Below are 13,768 nucleotides of genomic sequence, written 5' to 3'. Positions count from 1 at the left end.
GCGGCAGCACCACCCCGATACCGGACGCCCCCCAACAATTTGGTGTTCGTTGATATGTTCACGGTCGCGTGACGGCATCGGCGTGTGGCAGCCGTCCAGGCGCGAGCAGTAGGGGGTAGCGGTGACCTACCACGAACGCTTTGGCCCGTACCGGATCTCGGATCGGATGTTCCTGCTGGTCGCGGTCGCGACCGTGCCCTCGGTCGGTGTGCTGATCGCCGCGTTCGCCTCCCTCGACGACATCCATCCGGCGATCCGGGTGACCGTCGGCATCGCGGGCGCCGTGCTCGTCACCCTGGCCCTGTGGGCGATGCGCTCCAGCACCAGCGCCGACGAGAAGCAGATTCGGACCACCATGCTCTGGCGCAGCCGTCAGATCCTCTGGTCCGACATCCAGGACATCAGAACCGAGCAGATCCCCGGCGCGCAGTACTCCGGCATGGGGGCCAGCGAACAGGCGGTGGTCTACGACCGGCACGGCCGCCGCACCGCCCTGCCCTACCTCGACAACCGCAACGTCGGGCGGGGCGGACGGTCATTCGCCGGTGAGGTGCGGATGCTGCGCGACGCCTGGGATCGGCTGCGTGAGGGTGACCGGCCACCGATACCCGCGACCAGCGCCGGGCGGGCCGAACTACTCGGACGGCTGGCCGAGATGTCCGACCCGGCCGAACTGTGGCGGCTGGTACGCGACCTTCCGCTGATCGAGGCGGTCACCGCCGTACGGCGCTTCGAAGGCTGGCGCCCGAACGGCCCCGACCAGGCACTCTTCGACCAACTGAGGAGAGCCGACCCCGACGTGCTCCGCACCACCCTGGACCGGCTCGCCCCGACCGTGCCGGTCCGGCTGGCCTTCGACGAGATCGTGCTCACCGCCGCGCTCGCCCCCGGTGAGCGGCGACTCGCGGTCGCCACCATGGCCGACGTCGAGGCGCCGAACATCGTCCGCGAGTACGTGCTGCCCACCCCGGTGGGAGCCCCGGCCGACTCGCCCGACCCCCGCCTCACGTACGAGATCGACGGCCCGTGGGTGACCGACCTGCTGCACCTCGGCGACGCGATCGTCGTACGGATCGAGGAGTTCATGGGCGGCACCCGACTCGTACGGTGCGCCGACGGCGTCACCGAAGTGTTCGGCCGGGGTGTCGAACTGGGCCGGCTGCTGCACGCCCGGGAGGGGTTCGTCGGCGTCGCCCACGACCACGCGCTGATGTTCGGCTCCGCGCACGGCGCCACGCTGCGGCGGGTCGGACTCGGCCCTGACCTCGGTCTCAGCGAACGCGAGATCAACCCCTGGACGCTCGCCAGCGAGCCCGGTGGCGGCCGGCTCGCGCTCGGCGGACGGACGCTGGTCGTCCTCGACGAGCGGGCGGGCACGGTCATCGCCCGGGCCACTCCACCCGGCCGGCGTACCCTCGTCGGCCAGGTCGTCTTCGCCGGCCCGGACCGGTTGGTGGCCCAACTCGGCCGGCCGTGGCGGGACGTCCGGGGCGCAATCTGCTGGGACAGTCTGGGTAGTTGGCGACTGCGCGGGAAGAGCCTGACCTACGAGGGCGCCGCCCCCGAGGCGACCTGGGGGTCGATGTGGCCGGCCGGCATCGTCTCGCGGCAGCGAGTCGCCACGGTCCAGCATGGTCCGCGACCGGTCGACGGCGGGACACTCCGGTTCCGCGACGGCGGCACACTTCGCCGCACCGGCGCACCGGTGAACTCCCTGGCTGCCCTCGACCGGGTGACCGCGCTGACCGAGGGACCCGACCAGCGGGAACTGGTGACGACCCGGCGCCTGCGGCCGGAACTCGACCGTGACGACACCGTAGAGGTCCACTCGCTCCGCGCCGGTTACGCCGACCTGATCACGCGCCCCCTGGGTGAACTGGGCGAAGCCGACCTCGCGGGCGCCGCGGAAAGCGCCACCGCCGGCGCCAGCCCCGCCGTACGCGACCTGTACGCGCTCCTCGACACGTGCGTACGGCAACGGCGGCGGATCGATCCGATCGGCGACACGGGTGCGGGTTTCCGGCCCACACCACCGGGGCGGCATGGTTGAGTTGATCGGGATCGGCCGGTCATTGGGCCACCCGCCCCCGCAGAGCCGGCAGGAGGCAGTCACCATGAGCAGCGCCGAGATCCTGGTCGACGCGTTCGAACGGATCCGGGACCTCGTCCACGAGGTGAGCCGCGACCTGAGCGAGCAGCAGTTGACGTACCGGGTCGACCCCGACGCGAACACCATCGCCTGGCTGGTCTGGCATCTGACCCGGATCCAGGACGACCATCTCGCCGACGCCGCCGGGACCGAGCAGGTGTGGACCGCCGAAGGCTGGCTGGAGCGGTTCGGCCTACCGTTCGACCCGGAAGCGACCGGCTACGGCGCCTCCGCGCAGGAGGTGGCTGCGGTACGGGTGAGCCGCGACCTGCTGACCGGGTACCACGACGCGGTCCACAGCCGGACGGTCGCGTACGTCGGCGATCTCACCGAGTCGGATCTGACCCGGATCGTCGACACGAGCTGGGATCCCCCGGTGTCGCTCGCCGTCCGGCTGGTCAGCGTGATCGGTGACGACCTCCAACACGTCGGGCAGGCCGCCTTCGTCCGGGGGATCGTACGGCGCTGACGGTGCCGGCCGGGAAACCCGTGCGAACATGGGTTCCCCGGCCGGTCACGCCGTGGTGCTAGCGGCCCGAGGCGAACAGTGCCCGGACCTCGGTCGCGTCCAGCGCCCGGTCGTAGACGTGCACCTGGTCGACCGCGCCGCCCAGGTAGTCCACCGGGCCGCCACCGAACCGGCCCCGACCGATCACCAGCGGACCGGTGGACGCCTCACCCGCGCAGGCGTCGACCTGTCGGCCCAGCATCCCGTCCACGTAGAGGGCGAGACGTCCGGTCGCCGCGTCCCGGACACCGACCAGGTGGTACCACTGACCGGCGACCGGCGCGGTCGGGGCGACCGCCCGGAGGTTGGCGAAACTCATCGCGAACCGCCGGTCGCTGCCGGAGTACTGGAGGAAGAAGGCACTGTTACGGGCGCCGTCCTGACTCACCACCGTCTGGAAGGCGCCGTCGACCTTGTCCAACCGGGCCCAGGCCGCGACCGAGTAACTGCCGGTGGTGTCGAGGATGGTCCGACCGGTGTCGACGTACTGGCCGCCACCGCTGAGCTGGATTCCGGAGCCGGTCCGGCCCGGGGTCCAGGTCGCGCCGTTGACCAGCGTGCCGTCGTTGCGCGCGACCTGGTCGGCGGCGACGGTGCCGGTGTTCTCGTCGAGCGGCCAGTAGCCGACACCGTCCGGCCCCGGCGTGCCGGGCGACGGCTGCGGAAGAGCGACGCCGTCGCAGGCGCCCGGCACCGGCACGAAGTCACGCGGTGCCTGGTTCGCGCCGGTCGCCCAGCGCAGGTTCGGCTCGGCGCCGAGGGTCACCGCGACCGTCCCGCCGTTGCGGATGAACGACTCCGGCAGCCAGGACCGGCCGTACGACTCACCGTCGAGCCGTACGGACTGGACGTACTGGTTCGCGTCGGAGGTGTCCGGAGCCTTGATCACCAGCTCCACGCCGTTGTCCCGCTCGATCCGCACGGTCGGGAAGAGCGGGCTGGCCAGGAGCAGTTCGGCCCGTCCGGTCACCTGCGGGAAGACACCCATCGCGGCGAAGACGTACCAGGCCGACATGGTGCCGAGGTCGTCGTTGCCGGGCAGACCGGACGGACCGGTGCCGTACACGGTGTCCACGATCTCCCGTACCGTCGCCTGGGTCTTCCAGGGCTGACCGAGAGCGTTGTAGAGCCAGGGGGCGTGCAGACCGGGCTCGTTGGTGGGGTCGTAGCGCAGGGCGCTTCCACCCTTCACCGCCCAGTTACCGGCGGCGTCGTGGAAGAAGGCGTCGAGCCGGGTCTGCGCGTTGGTCCGGCCGCCCATCGCGTCGGCGAGACCGGAAACGTTCTGCGGCACCATCCAGGTGTACGTGGCGCTGGATCCCTGGGCGAAGCCAAAATCGGTGGACGGGCTGAAGCTGCCGGCCCAGCTACCGTCGGCGTTGCGTGCCTGCTGGTAACCCTCCGCCGGGGTGGCCGCCGAGTTGAACGTGTTGCGCCACCAGTTGGCCCGCACGGCCAGGTCCTGCTGCTCGGCCGGGCGGTCCAACCGCTGCGCCCACATGGCCAGGGAGAAGTCCGCGAGCGAGTTCTCCAGGGTCTCGGCCGCCCCGCCCCAGCAGTGGCAGGCGTCCTGGGGTGCGTAACGCAGGTCGAGGTAGCGATCGAGAGCGGGCCGCTGACCGGTGCACTGGCCCGGGCAACCGCCGTCGTTCTCGGCGTCCGGGTTCTGCACCGTCGCCTGCCGCAACAGCGACTCGTACGCGCCGACCGTGTCGAAGTTGCGCACGCCCATCGCGGCGAAGGTGGCGAGGGTCGGTGCGGCCGGGTCACCGGTCATCACGTGGGTGGCGCCGTTGTTGTGCAGCCACCGGTCCCAGATGCCGTTGTTCTGCTGGGCGAACTGGTAGAGCGACTGGGCGAAGTCGCCCGCGATCTCCGGCTTGAGCAGTGCGAGCAACTGGATGTGCGCCCGGTACTGGTCCCACCCGGAGAAGGTGCCGTACTGCGCGTGCTGCCCCTTGGCCAACGAGTGGATCACCTGGTCGGTGCCGAGGTAGCGGCCGTCGACGTCGTTGAACACGTTGGGCTGGAGCATGGCGTGGTACAGCGCGGTGTAGAAGGTGGTGCGCTGCTCGGGCGAGCCGCCACCGATCCGGACCGTACGGAGTTGTTCGTTCCACTCCCGGTGGCCCTGCTCGGCGACCGTCGCCACGGTGGCACCCCGGCGCAGTTCGGTCTCCCGGTTGAGTTCGGCCCCGGCGAGGCTGACGTAGGAGATGCCGACGCGCATCCGTACCGGTGTGTCGGCACCGGGCGCGAAGGTGACGTAACCACCGGAGCCACGACCGGCCCGGTCCGCGCCGGTGGCGTAACCCTCACCGCCGGTGGCGTGGACGCCGCCCGGGGTGAGCGTGCCATTGGTCCAGGTGCCGGTGCCGACGATCGGCCGGTCGAAGGTCGCGCTGAAGTACAGCCGGTAGTACGTCTTGCGGTTGTTGACCCCGCCGTTGGCACGCCGGCCGCAGAAGGCACCGGTCAACACCGAACCGGTCACCCGGCGGTTGGCGGCGTCGATGTCGATCTGCGCGTCCTCGCTGCCGTTGAGCGAGTTCGAGGTGCGGAAGAGCAGGTTGGCCGGTTGATCGGCGGGGAAGGTGAACTCGCCGACGCCGGCTCGGGTGGTGACGGCCAGGTCGCTCTTCACCCCGGAGTCGAGGGTGACGGTGTACCGGCCCGGGTCGGCGGACTCGCGGGTGTGCGAGAAGTTGCTGGCGTACTTGCTGTCGGTGGTGTCCGCGCTCGGTGAGGAGTCGACCGTACCGACGTACGGCATGATCGGCACGTCTCCGGCGGCACCCGGGTTGCAGCCGGCGCCGTTGACGTGGGTGAGGCTGAACCCGCGTACCCGGGTCGTGTCGTACTGGTACCCGTTGGCGGCGCCGGTGCTGGTCTGGTCACCGCGGGTGCTGGTCGGGCTCCACGAGATCATCCCGAACGGACGGACCGCTCCCGGCCAGGTGTTGCCGTCGCGGGCGGAGCCGATGAACGGGTCCACGTAGCTCGCCGGGTCGGTGACGAGGGCCGCGTCGGCGGCGGCGCTGGCCGGCGCGAAGCCGGCCACTCCCACGACCAGGGCGAGCACGAGACTCGCGGTGGTGGACATTCGAACTTTGGACACAGGTCACCCTTCGGGACGTACGACGAGACGATCGCAACGTACGGTGAACGCCGCACGAAAGATCGACTCTGGACCGTCGGGCTGGTGAATGCGCCGTGAACCGGGATGAGTCGGTCCTGCGCCGCCACGGTTCCCGATCCCTCTGACTACGATCCGCGAATGTCTCTCACACACCGGTCGACCCGGCTGCTGGCGCTCGCCTCGGCGGCCGTCTTCCTGGCGGTGGCGCTGGCAATCCGCGCCGTCGACGACGGCGCCCTCGAACAGCACTCCGGCACCGCCCTGTACGCGTCGATGGTCTACGCCGGGGTGCTGGTCCTCTGGCCACGACTGACCCCGGTCGCCGTCGGCGCGGTCGCGGTCGGATTCTGCTGGCTGGTCGAGTGCGCCCAGTTGACCGGGGTGCCGGCCGAACTGTCGAGCCGGAGCCTGCTGGCGCGGCTGGTACTGGGTGTGCAGTTCGACCCGACCGACCTGGCGTGGTACCCGGTGGGCGTCGTGCCGCTGGTGGCGCTGCACTGGTCGCTCCGTGCACGGTCGCGAGACCGGTCCGGGAGTGCGGTGGTCGACTCGGTCTGAACAGCGGTTATGGGAGCTTGTGTCGGGTTCGGCCAGCGACGGGGAAGACCACCCGGACCGACCCGGAGGATCGCACGACGCACCGGTGGACTACCTGGTTAGGGTGGTCCGAGTGAGCGTCGAGAAAGCTGGTGACGGAGCCGAACCGACCGCCCTGGGGCTGGTCGTCCACCCCAGCGCGGACGTCGGGGACTCGGTCCGCACGATCATCGACTGGGCGGCCAACCAGTCCGTCCGGGTGGTTGGGCGCGACCGGGACGTGGAACGGCTGCCACCGGAGGTCGACACGGTCCCCGACGACCATTTCCGGGCCCAGATCAAGGGACTCGTCTCCCTCGGCGGCGACGGCACCATGCTCGGGGCCATGCGACTGGTGGTCGACCGACCGGTGCCCGTCCTCGGGGTCAACCACGGCAACCTGGGCTTCCTGGTCGAGGTAACCCCCGACACACTGGTCGACGCGCTCGCCCGCCTGGTCTCCGGCGACTACACCATCGAATCGCACGGCTGCCTCGTCGCCGAGTCCAGTGGCGCCCGACCGCTCCGGACCGATGTCGGCTTCAACGACTTCATCCTGGCCCGGCACGGCCGTACCGGCACCGTCTCGATCGACCTCACCCTCAACGACCAGCAGTACGGGTACTACCGAGGTGACGCCGTGGTCGTCTCCACGCCCAACGGCTCCACCGCGTACAACTACGCCGCCGGTGGACCGATCGTGTCCCCCTCGGCGTCCGCGATCGTGATCACCCCGGTGGCGCCGATGGCCGGCATCAACCGGTCGGTCGTGCTCGGCGCCGGTGACCGGGTGTCGCTGCACGTCGCGCCGGACAGCGTGCCGGTGGCGGTCAACGTGGACGGCACCGCCTCCACCGAACTCGCACCGGGCGACGTGCTGAGCATCCGACTGGACGAGGACGCGTCCCAGGTCGTACGCCTGGCCGCCGGCACCCACTCGAACCGCAGCCGGATCAAACTCAGCCTGCTCGACCTGCCGTTGCGCCGCGACCAACTCCTGGAGCTGATTCCCGAGAGCCTGCGCCCGAACGGCAGCATCCAGCCCATCCAGGAACCGGCCGACGCCGGCGACGCACCCCGCTGACGAGGGGCGCCGGACCCGGGGTCGCCCCGACCGGACCGCGGGCCTCCGTGCCCCGAATTCCGTTGTACGGACGGCGTCCGCACTGACAGGATCCGCGGATGCCCACCTTCTCCGCGCCTGACGGCACCCTGCTCTCCTACCGGATCACCGGTGACGGCGACCCGCTCGTCTGTCTGGCGGGAGGCCCCATGAAAGACTCCCGCTACCTCGACGACCTCGGCGGCCTCTCTCGGCATCGCCAACTGATCATGCTCGACCTGCGCGGTACGGGGCAATCGGCGACACCGGAGGACGTCTCCTCGTACCGCTGCGACCGACTGGTCGACGACGTTGAGGCACTGCGCGAACACCTCAACCTCGATCGGATCGACCTGCTCGGACACTCGGCCGGCACGAACCTCGCCACCCTGTACGCGGCCCGGTTCCCGGAACACGTCCGCAAGCTCGTCCTGGTCACCCCCAGCGCCTTCGCGGTCGGCATCACGGTCACCGGCGAGATCCGACTCGACACCGCCCGGCTCCGCAAGGACGAGCCCTGGTTCCCGACCGCGTACGCCGCCCTGGAAGCGGTCACCGGCAACCGGGCCGGCGACGACGACTGGTCGGCGATCGACCCGTTCTTCCACGGCCGGTGGGACACGACGGCACGGGAGCACCAGGCGACCTTCAGCGCCCAGCCGAACCCGGAGGCAGCACGCACCTTCGCCGCCGAGGGTGCCTTCACTCCCGAGGCGACCCGTACCGCCCTGGCCACCCTCCCGGCCCCGGTCCTGCTGCTCGCCGGGGAATTCGACGTGAACAGCCCTCCCCCGTCGGTGGCCGAGTTCGCCGGGCTCTGGCCCGATGCGTCGTTCGTCGTGCAGCCGGGGGCGGGCCACTACCCGTGGCTCGACGACGCCGACCTCTTCGTGGCGACCCTGACGGCGTTCCTCCGGTCATGAGGGCAACCTCGACCGGCGATGGCATTGCGCACGACGACACCGTGACTGCCAGCGAAACCCGACGGATCCTTCTGATTGACGATCTACGTTCGTTCATCGACGGTCGCCATGCCGAGGTAGCTCGCACGAGCGCGGACGGAGTCGCCCTGTTGGAGCGCCACCGACAACAGCGGGTGGACGAGCTGTGGCTTGACCATGATCTCGGCGAGGACGACACGATCTGGCCCGTCGTGGAGGTGTTGGAACAGGCGGCCTTCGAAGGGCATCCGTTCGATGTCGGCGTGATCTACGTGCACTCAGCCAACCCGGCCGGTGCTGCAAGAATGGCGCAGGCCCTTGGACACTCGGGTTATCGCATCCGTGTCGTGTCCGGATCGACGGAGGTGGGCTATCTGGGCGGGGCTCCTATCACGGAGTAGTCGCTGACCGCCCGAACGCCCCGGCACCCTTCACATGCGTGCAGCCGTGCGCGCACCGCCGGACGGGCAGCGCCTCCCCCTCGCACGATTGTTGGAACAAGCCCGCATCAGGCGGGTTGCTCGTCGCCTCGGACGCGGGCGTGCAGGTGCATGTCGTGTCGGCCGTCCGAGTGGACGGCGTCGCTGCGTTTGGTGCCCTCCAACAGGAAGCCGGACTTGACCGCCACCCGGCAGGAGGCATGGTTGCGGGTCGAGTGGTCCAGGTACAGACGGTGGAAACCCGCCTCGCCGAGTGCCCATACGCTCAGGGCCGTCAGCGCGCGGGAGGCCACTCCCGCTCCCCGTGCAGCCGGTAACACCCAGTACGCGCATCCAGCGACACCGTCATCGAGATCCATGTGACCCATGGCGATCCGTCCCAGCACCTCACCGCCACCGCGAGTCACCGCCCACGATGCCCCCTTCTCCTGCGCCCATGCCTCCCGATATTGGTCGAACCACTCATGGACCTGCTCCTCGGATGCGGGTTGGCGCGTGTGCCAGTGCTGGATCTCGGGATCCCGGTAGGCGGCGAAGAACACGGGCGCGTCGGAAGGTTCCCAGGGCCGCAGGAGCAAGCCTCCCGGGGCGGGAACAATCGGCTGCGTACCAGCGGCGAGGGTACCGGCGGGAATGGCGGGTGGCGTCGAGAGCGTTGATCTCACCCCGTCATCGTCTCCTGGTGCCGGTGACCCGTGTCAAGTCTCCAGCGATCTACGTACGGCTATGCCGGTCTTACCACCAGACCTTGTCCGCCCGGTGATACTGTCCGGTCCCGTGCGAAAGGTGCTCGTCAGTGGATGCTTACAGGGGCGGGCGTCGCGCTCGCGGTCCTCGTCGACGGCAGTCCAACCTGCGGCAGCAGCGTGATCTACGACGGTTCGTTCACCGGCCGCACCGTACCCGGACGGGGAGTAGCCGCCGAAGAGCTGCTACGCCACGGCATTCCGGTGTTCCACGAGGGGCAGCTTCACCAAGCCGCAGCGTTTCTCTCCGAGTTGGAGCAGTCCGAGCGTCGACCGGGATGAGCACTAACGCCGTCAGCGGTCGGTAAGCCCCCACACCCTGCTTGGCGCGGGTACGCCGTGCTGCGCCTACACCCAGGCAGCAGTTGGGGCCACGACCTCGATCCTGCTCGCCTCGAAATGTTCCCGACGCGGGGGCCGTACCTGGACATGGCAACGCCCCCGTGCTGGGCCGACACGGGGGCCTGCGCGGATCAGTTATGACTGCTTGACGAAGCCTACAAACGCCCGCCACGCGTCGGGGGCGACGGTCAGCGTGCCGCCGTCGCGATCCTTGGTGTCACGGACCAGGACGACGCCTAGCAGGTTGTCCGCGACCTCGACGCAGGAACCGCCGTTGTTGCCGCTGCGCGAGCTCTTACGCCACTGAGCTCCGGTCATGTCCATGATGTTGCCACTTCCCTAAGAAGATCCAGGGTCTGCTCTTCCGGGAGGGCCTTCCCCCGGATGCGTTCCCAGCGTCGTCCCAGCGTAGCAATTTCCGCCGCTCCGCCAACGATCTGCGCCTGTACCTGGCTGTCGACGTGTGCGGCACGGGCACCCTCGGGGAGGTCCGCAAGGATGAACGGCCCGCCAAGGCCCGGGTACATCCCGACGCTGGCCGGAACGACGTGGACCTGGACTCCCGGCAGCTCGGAGCACGCGATGATGTATTGAACCTGCTCCCGCATCAGCTTGCGGTCACCATTCGCCGACCTGCGAAGTACCGACTCGTCCATCACCGCAACCAGCATCGGCGGGCGGTCACGGCGCACGATGGATTGCCTGCCGATACGGGATGCGACGAGTCGGTCTGTCTCTTCCTTTGTCAGCAGCTCACCGGCGAGCGTTGCCCGTGCGTATGCCTCCGTCTGCAGTAGCCCAGGCACCCAGGCCAGTTCGAACCACCGCAACGCGGTTGCCTCGCGCTCCCACTCGACCCACTCGCGCAGCCAGGTCGGCTCGCGTCGCTTCAGGACGTCCGGCCATAGGTCACTAACGTCCTTCTTAAGGATCTCGGCAATCTTCGCTCGTCGCCGGGGCTGCGGAATGCGTCCTGGCGTCACCCATCGGCCCGCTGTCTTCGGGTCGACGCCTACTTGAGCTGCGAGAGATTCGGCGGTTTCCCCTGCCTCGGTCATAGCAGCCAGAAGCACCTTGTTCATGCCTGCCTCCTCTATGGACGTCCGTGACATCCGTGACATCGGTCGAACATACATCAACGGAGTGTGCGTGTCCGACCACCCGAGGCAAGGTGGCACATGAAGCGGCGTGGCTGGTGGAGGTTCGAGCCCGGCGGTCGCGTTGTGGGGCGCCCCAAGCAACGGGCGCGGGGCGCCCCTCCAACCCCAAGGAGGTGGCGCGGTGTTCACGTTCCGGCGATGGTGGTCCGGGTGGCCATGGGTCCCCGGGCCCACTCCCCCGACCCTGCCCGAGCCGTCGCACCCACCGGCCCGCCCCGAGTGGGCCGACGAGCGTACGGCGAACCTGCGCCCGCTGCCGCTGCTCACCCACGGGCAGGCCATGGGCTACCGCGTGCCCCAGAACAAGGGCCGCCACCATGTCCGATGAACCCCTGGTCAAGGTCGGTGACATCGTCAACGCCGAAGGCGAGGACTACTACCGAGGCACCGGAGCCAACCGCCGCCCCGGCGTCGGAGACCTCCACCTACGGGTCACCCAAGTCCCGACCCACACCCACGACGACAACCGGGAATGGATCCCCGTACGCGGCATCGAAAAACCCATGGGCAAACCCGAACGCCCCGAAGCCGAATACGTCATCCGCCGCCGCGTCCTCCTCGACATCGAACGCCCCGCACCGAAAGGGCCAACCTGGTGATCGACCCGAAACCCGTCGCGAGCCGGCAACTCCACCTGCCGCTACGACCAGTCTGGTGCTGCCGGGTCTGCGCCCAACCCTGGCCCTGCGCCGACGCCCGACTCGACCTCACCGTCAGCTTCCGCCACCAACGCATCGCACTGATGCTCTACCTCGGCACCCAATTCGTCGACGCCATCTCCGACCTACACGTCTACGACTCCGCCCTCGGACCACCACCGGACGTACGCGCCATCTTCGACCGCATCATGTGCTGGATGCCACCCGAGCGTCCCCCGGCGTAGAAGGCCTGGCGTTAGTGCGTCGCCGCCCCCGGCCGCCGCCGATCGCGGGCCCGCCTGGCGCGCAGCCAGAGCCCCACGGGTAGTCCGAGCGCCACCACCAGCAGTGCCGCGAGGAGCAGGGACAGCAGGGCATTGCCGCTCCCGCCGGTCACGGCGACAGTGGACCTGTCAGCGAGGTCCGGTGCCCCGTCCGACGATCCGATTCCGGTCACGGGCTCGCCAGTCCCGCCGCTGGGCCGCGTACTGCTGGCCGTGGTGGTCGCTGGTCGGCTGGTGGCGGCCCGGGCCCCGGCCGCCGGGGCGGATTCGAGGATCACGTCGGAGCAGGAGTAGTAGGTGTCCGGCGTACTGGAGTTCTGCCAGATCGCGTAGACGAGGTGCCGTCCCGACAGGCCCGTCGGAAGCTTGCCGCGCATCCGGTACGAGCCGTCGACCACCGGTGGGTCGGTGGCCGTCAGAAACGGCCGCTCCGACAGATCTGACCAGGCCAGGGGCTGGCTCGGGTCGTATCCCGGGCGGGTGACGTACCAGCGGAACGTGCCCTTGTGCGGGATCGTCGTGCGGTAGGTGAAGGTGAGTTCGACACCGGTCCTGAGCGTGGTCACCGGCCAGTCGGGGCGAGCCAGGTCCAGGCCACGAAACTTGGCCAGGCCGCCGCTGCAAAGCTTCCCGTCGGGAACCTTCTCCCGGTCCCGTCCGGCCACATCGGGCAGCCGGACGTTGTCCCAATGCTCGGTCGCGGTGCCGGCGGCCTTGGCTGCCGTACAGGCTGCGGACCGGTTGGTCTGGTGTCCCTCCGGGCCACAGGCGGCAGCCCGGCTGACCGGACTCCCGGGAGCGCCGTGGGCGACGGCCGGACCAGCGGCGAGGCCGGTGAGCAGCAACGCGGCGGCCGTCAAGGCGGCGGACACGACAATCCTGCGACGTACGGTCATCATCTGGCTGACCTCCCGCCCAGGGTACGGAGATCAGCGTCGAAAGGTTCAGCCGGCCGCCGCGATCAACTGAAGTGACCGGGGCAACTCCCCGTAAACCGTCCTAGGACAATAGGGTGAATGCTGTTGGGACATGGTGGAGCGCGGAGCTACTCCTCGATCGCGCCGCCGACGCGCCGCAGGTGCCGACGGAAGGTGTACGACGGGTCGGCGGCCCGGTGAGACAGGTAGTCGTCGAACCCGGTTTGCTCGCGCAGCGTCCGCCCCGCCCGAATCATCCGGGCCTGCTCGCGCTCGGTCCGCCTGATCTGCGCCGCCGTCGCCAGGACCCGGTCGACATGCTCGGCGGCGACGAAGAGCACCCCGTCGGCGTCACCGAAGACGACGTCCCCCGCACTGACCAGATGGGGTCCGAACCGCGCGGTGGAGAGCGCCTCGGGTTCCCGCTCGTCGACCCGTACCGGGCCCGGCGGGTAGGCGCCGTAACTGAAGACCGGGAGTCCGATCTCGACCAACTCCGGGGTGTCACGGTGCAGTCCCCAGATCACCAGCCCGGTCACCCCGGCCGCCTCCGCCTCCAGCACGGCGAGGTCACCGACACATGCCTCGTCCGTACGCCCGCCGTTGTCGACCACCAGCACGTCGCCGGGGGCGGCGGCGCCGTACGCCTCCAGGAACACGTCGACGCTGCCGTAGTGCCGCGCCGGCAGCGCCCGGCCGGCGATCCGCTGCCCGGGAACGACCGCCCCGATGCCCGGTGGCGCGGCGCGCAGCGGCACGTCACCCCGGACGCAGGCATCGGCCAACAGTGGCGTGGAGAGGTCGGCGAAGGCATCCAGCAAGACGA

At 69.8% G+C, this 13,768-nt stretch carries 16 protein-coding genes; 10 read left to right on the top strand and 6 right to left on the bottom strand.

The annotated features are described in order from the left end of the window. Positions 1 to 121: 121 nt before the first annotated feature. Together ACIBF5_RS17360 and ACIBF5_RS17355 are read left to right on the top strand one after the other, a co-directional pair. Complete coding sequence (locus ACIBF5_RS17360) at positions 122 to 2,050, top strand: hypothetical protein (RefSeq protein ID WP_396812665.1); 1,929 nt, start codon at positions 122 to 124, stop codon at positions 2,048 to 2,050. 64 nt (positions 2,051 to 2,114) lie between these two features. Beyond that, a complete protein-coding gene (locus ACIBF5_RS17355) occupies positions 2,115 to 2,618 on the top strand; it encodes a DUF664 domain-containing protein (RefSeq protein ID WP_396812663.1) in 504 nt (167 codons plus the stop codon). A 58-nt stretch (positions 2,619 to 2,676) separates the two neighbouring features. Here ACIBF5_RS17355 and ACIBF5_RS17350 read toward each other — a convergent pair whose 3' ends face one another. Then, the gene (locus ACIBF5_RS17350; RefSeq protein WP_396812661.1) at positions 2,677 to 5,760 is read right to left on the bottom strand and encodes a GH92 family glycosyl hydrolase; all 3,084 of its coding nucleotides are present in this window, start codon (positions 5,758 to 5,760) and stop codon (positions 2,677 to 2,679) included. A gap of 174 nt (positions 5,761 to 5,934) precedes the next feature. On the opposite strand from ACIBF5_RS17350, the gene ACIBF5_RS17345 reads away from it, so the two are divergent. The 4 genes from ACIBF5_RS17345 to ACIBF5_RS17330 all read left to right on the top strand — a co-directional run bounded on the left by ACIBF5_RS17345 (position 5,935) and on the right by ACIBF5_RS17330 (position 8,816). After that, positions 5,935 to 6,354: a DUF2809 domain-containing protein gene (locus ACIBF5_RS17345; protein WP_396812659.1), complete on the top strand. Its 420-nt coding sequence runs from the start codon at positions 5,935 to 5,937 to the stop codon at positions 6,352 to 6,354. Positions 6,355 to 6,466: 112 nt separating this feature from the next. Further along, positions 6,467 to 7,456 (top strand): NAD(+)/NADH kinase, encoded by a 990-nt coding sequence (locus tag ACIBF5_RS17340; protein WP_396812657.1) that lies wholly within the window; start codon positions 6,467 to 6,469, stop codon positions 7,454 to 7,456. Positions 7,457 to 7,554: 98 nt separating this feature from the next. Then, positions 7,555 to 8,397, top strand: coding sequence for an alpha/beta fold hydrolase (locus tag ACIBF5_RS17335; protein WP_396812655.1), 843 nt, complete (start codon positions 7,555 to 7,557; stop codon positions 8,395 to 8,397). Continuing rightward, complete coding sequence (locus ACIBF5_RS17330; protein WP_396812653.1) at positions 8,394 to 8,816, top strand: cyclic-phosphate processing receiver domain-containing protein; 423 nt, start codon at positions 8,394 to 8,396, stop codon at positions 8,814 to 8,816. Before ACIBF5_RS17335 ends, ACIBF5_RS17330 begins: the two co-directional genes overlap by 4 nt. Before the next feature lie 107 nt (positions 8,817 to 8,923). Here the strand turns inward: ACIBF5_RS17330 and ACIBF5_RS17325 are convergent, their stop codons facing one another. Next, positions 8,924 to 9,520, bottom strand: coding sequence for a GNAT family N-acetyltransferase (locus tag ACIBF5_RS17325; protein WP_396812652.1), 597 nt, complete (start codon positions 9,518 to 9,520; stop codon positions 8,924 to 8,926). 135 nt (positions 9,521 to 9,655) lie between these two features. Here ACIBF5_RS17325 and ACIBF5_RS17320 point away from each other — a divergent pair, with 135 nt between their 5' ends. Continuing rightward, complete coding sequence (locus ACIBF5_RS17320) at positions 9,656 to 9,883, top strand: DUF523 domain-containing protein (RefSeq protein ID WP_396812650.1); 228 nt, start codon at positions 9,656 to 9,658, stop codon at positions 9,881 to 9,883. Between the two features lie 195 nt (positions 9,884 to 10,078). Here ACIBF5_RS17320 and ACIBF5_RS17315 read toward each other — a convergent pair whose 3' ends face one another. Then, the gene (locus tag ACIBF5_RS17315) at positions 10,079 to 10,261 is read right to left on the bottom strand and encodes a DUF397 domain-containing protein (RefSeq protein WP_396812648.1); all 183 of its coding nucleotides are present in this window, start codon (positions 10,259 to 10,261) and stop codon (positions 10,079 to 10,081) included. Then, complete coding sequence (locus tag ACIBF5_RS17310; protein WP_396812647.1) at positions 10,258 to 11,025, bottom strand: Scr1 family TA system antitoxin-like transcriptional regulator; 768 nt, start codon at positions 11,023 to 11,025, stop codon at positions 10,258 to 10,260. The genes ACIBF5_RS17315 and ACIBF5_RS17310 overlap by 4 nt, the downstream gene beginning before the upstream one ends. Positions 11,026 to 11,224: 199 nt before the next feature. Between ACIBF5_RS17310 and ACIBF5_RS17305 the strand changes: the two genes are divergently transcribed. From ACIBF5_RS17305 to ACIBF5_RS17295, 3 genes are read left to right on the top strand one after another with little or no spacing between them, the layout of a single operon-like run. Then, positions 11,225 to 11,431, top strand: a complete 207-nt coding sequence (locus ACIBF5_RS17305; RefSeq protein WP_396812645.1) for a hypothetical protein — start codon at positions 11,225 to 11,227, stop codon at positions 11,429 to 11,431. Continuing rightward, a complete protein-coding gene (locus ACIBF5_RS17300) occupies positions 11,421 to 11,702 on the top strand; it encodes a hypothetical protein (protein WP_396812643.1) in 282 nt (93 codons plus the stop codon). Before ACIBF5_RS17305 ends, ACIBF5_RS17300 begins: the two co-directional genes overlap by 11 nt. Further along, positions 11,699 to 11,986: a hypothetical protein gene (locus ACIBF5_RS17295; protein ID WP_396812642.1), complete on the top strand. Its 288-nt coding sequence runs from the start codon at positions 11,699 to 11,701 to the stop codon at positions 11,984 to 11,986. Before ACIBF5_RS17300 ends, ACIBF5_RS17295 begins: the two co-directional genes overlap by 4 nt. 11 nt (positions 11,987 to 11,997) lie before the next feature. Here the strand turns inward: ACIBF5_RS17295 and ACIBF5_RS17290 are convergent, their stop codons facing one another. Both ACIBF5_RS17290 and ACIBF5_RS17285 read right to left on the bottom strand, forming a co-directional pair. After that, positions 11,998 to 12,897: a lytic polysaccharide monooxygenase gene (locus tag ACIBF5_RS17290; protein ID WP_396812640.1), complete on the bottom strand. Its 900-nt coding sequence runs from the start codon at positions 12,895 to 12,897 to the stop codon at positions 11,998 to 12,000. 173 nt (positions 12,898 to 13,070) lie between these two features. Then, positions 13,071 to 13,763, bottom strand: coding sequence for an RraA family protein (locus tag ACIBF5_RS17285; RefSeq protein WP_396812638.1), 693 nt, complete (start codon positions 13,761 to 13,763; stop codon positions 13,071 to 13,073). Positions 13,764 to 13,768 lie beyond the last annotated feature (5 nt).

Source organism: Micromonospora sp. NPDC050417 (assembly GCF_044458865.1).
Classification (GTDB): Bacteria; Actinomycetota; Actinomycetes; order Mycobacteriales; family Micromonosporaceae; genus Micromonospora_G.
The sequence above is the reverse complement of the archived record's forward strand: the minus strand, read 5'-3'. Positions and strand labels throughout refer to the sequence as shown.

What these genes read in the sequence shown, in the direction of transcription:
- ACIBF5_RS17355 (WP_396812663.1), top strand. Translation starts at nt 2,115, where the DNA reads ATGAGCAGCGCCGAGATCCTGGTCGACGCGTTCGAACGGATCCGGGAC.
- ACIBF5_RS17350 (WP_396812661.1), bottom strand. Translation starts at nt 5,760, where the DNA reads ATGTCCACCACCGCGAGTCTCGTGCTCGCCCTGGTCGTGGGAGTGGCC.
- ACIBF5_RS17345 (WP_396812659.1), top strand. Translation starts at nt 5,935, where the DNA reads ATGTCTCTCACACACCGGTCGACCCGGCTGCTGGCGCTCGCCTCGGCG.
- ACIBF5_RS17335 (WP_396812655.1), top strand. Translation starts at nt 7,555, where the DNA reads ATGCCCACCTTCTCCGCGCCTGACGGCACCCTGCTCTCCTACCGGATC.
- ACIBF5_RS17330 (WP_396812653.1), top strand. Translation starts at nt 8,394, where the DNA reads ATGAGGGCAACCTCGACCGGCGATGGCATTGCGCACGACGACACCGTG.
- ACIBF5_RS17320 (WP_396812650.1), top strand. Translation starts at nt 9,656, where the DNA reads ATGCTTACAGGGGCGGGCGTCGCGCTCGCGGTCCTCGTCGACGGCAGT.
- ACIBF5_RS17315 (WP_396812648.1), bottom strand. Translation starts at nt 10,261, where the DNA reads ATGACCGGAGCTCAGTGGCGTAAGAGCTCGCGCAGCGGCAACAACGGC.
- ACIBF5_RS17310 (WP_396812647.1), bottom strand. Translation starts at nt 11,025, where the DNA reads ATGAACAAGGTGCTTCTGGCTGCTATGACCGAGGCAGGGGAAACCGCC.
- ACIBF5_RS17300 (WP_396812643.1), top strand. Translation starts at nt 11,421, where the DNA reads ATGTCCGATGAACCCCTGGTCAAGGTCGGTGACATCGTCAACGCCGAA.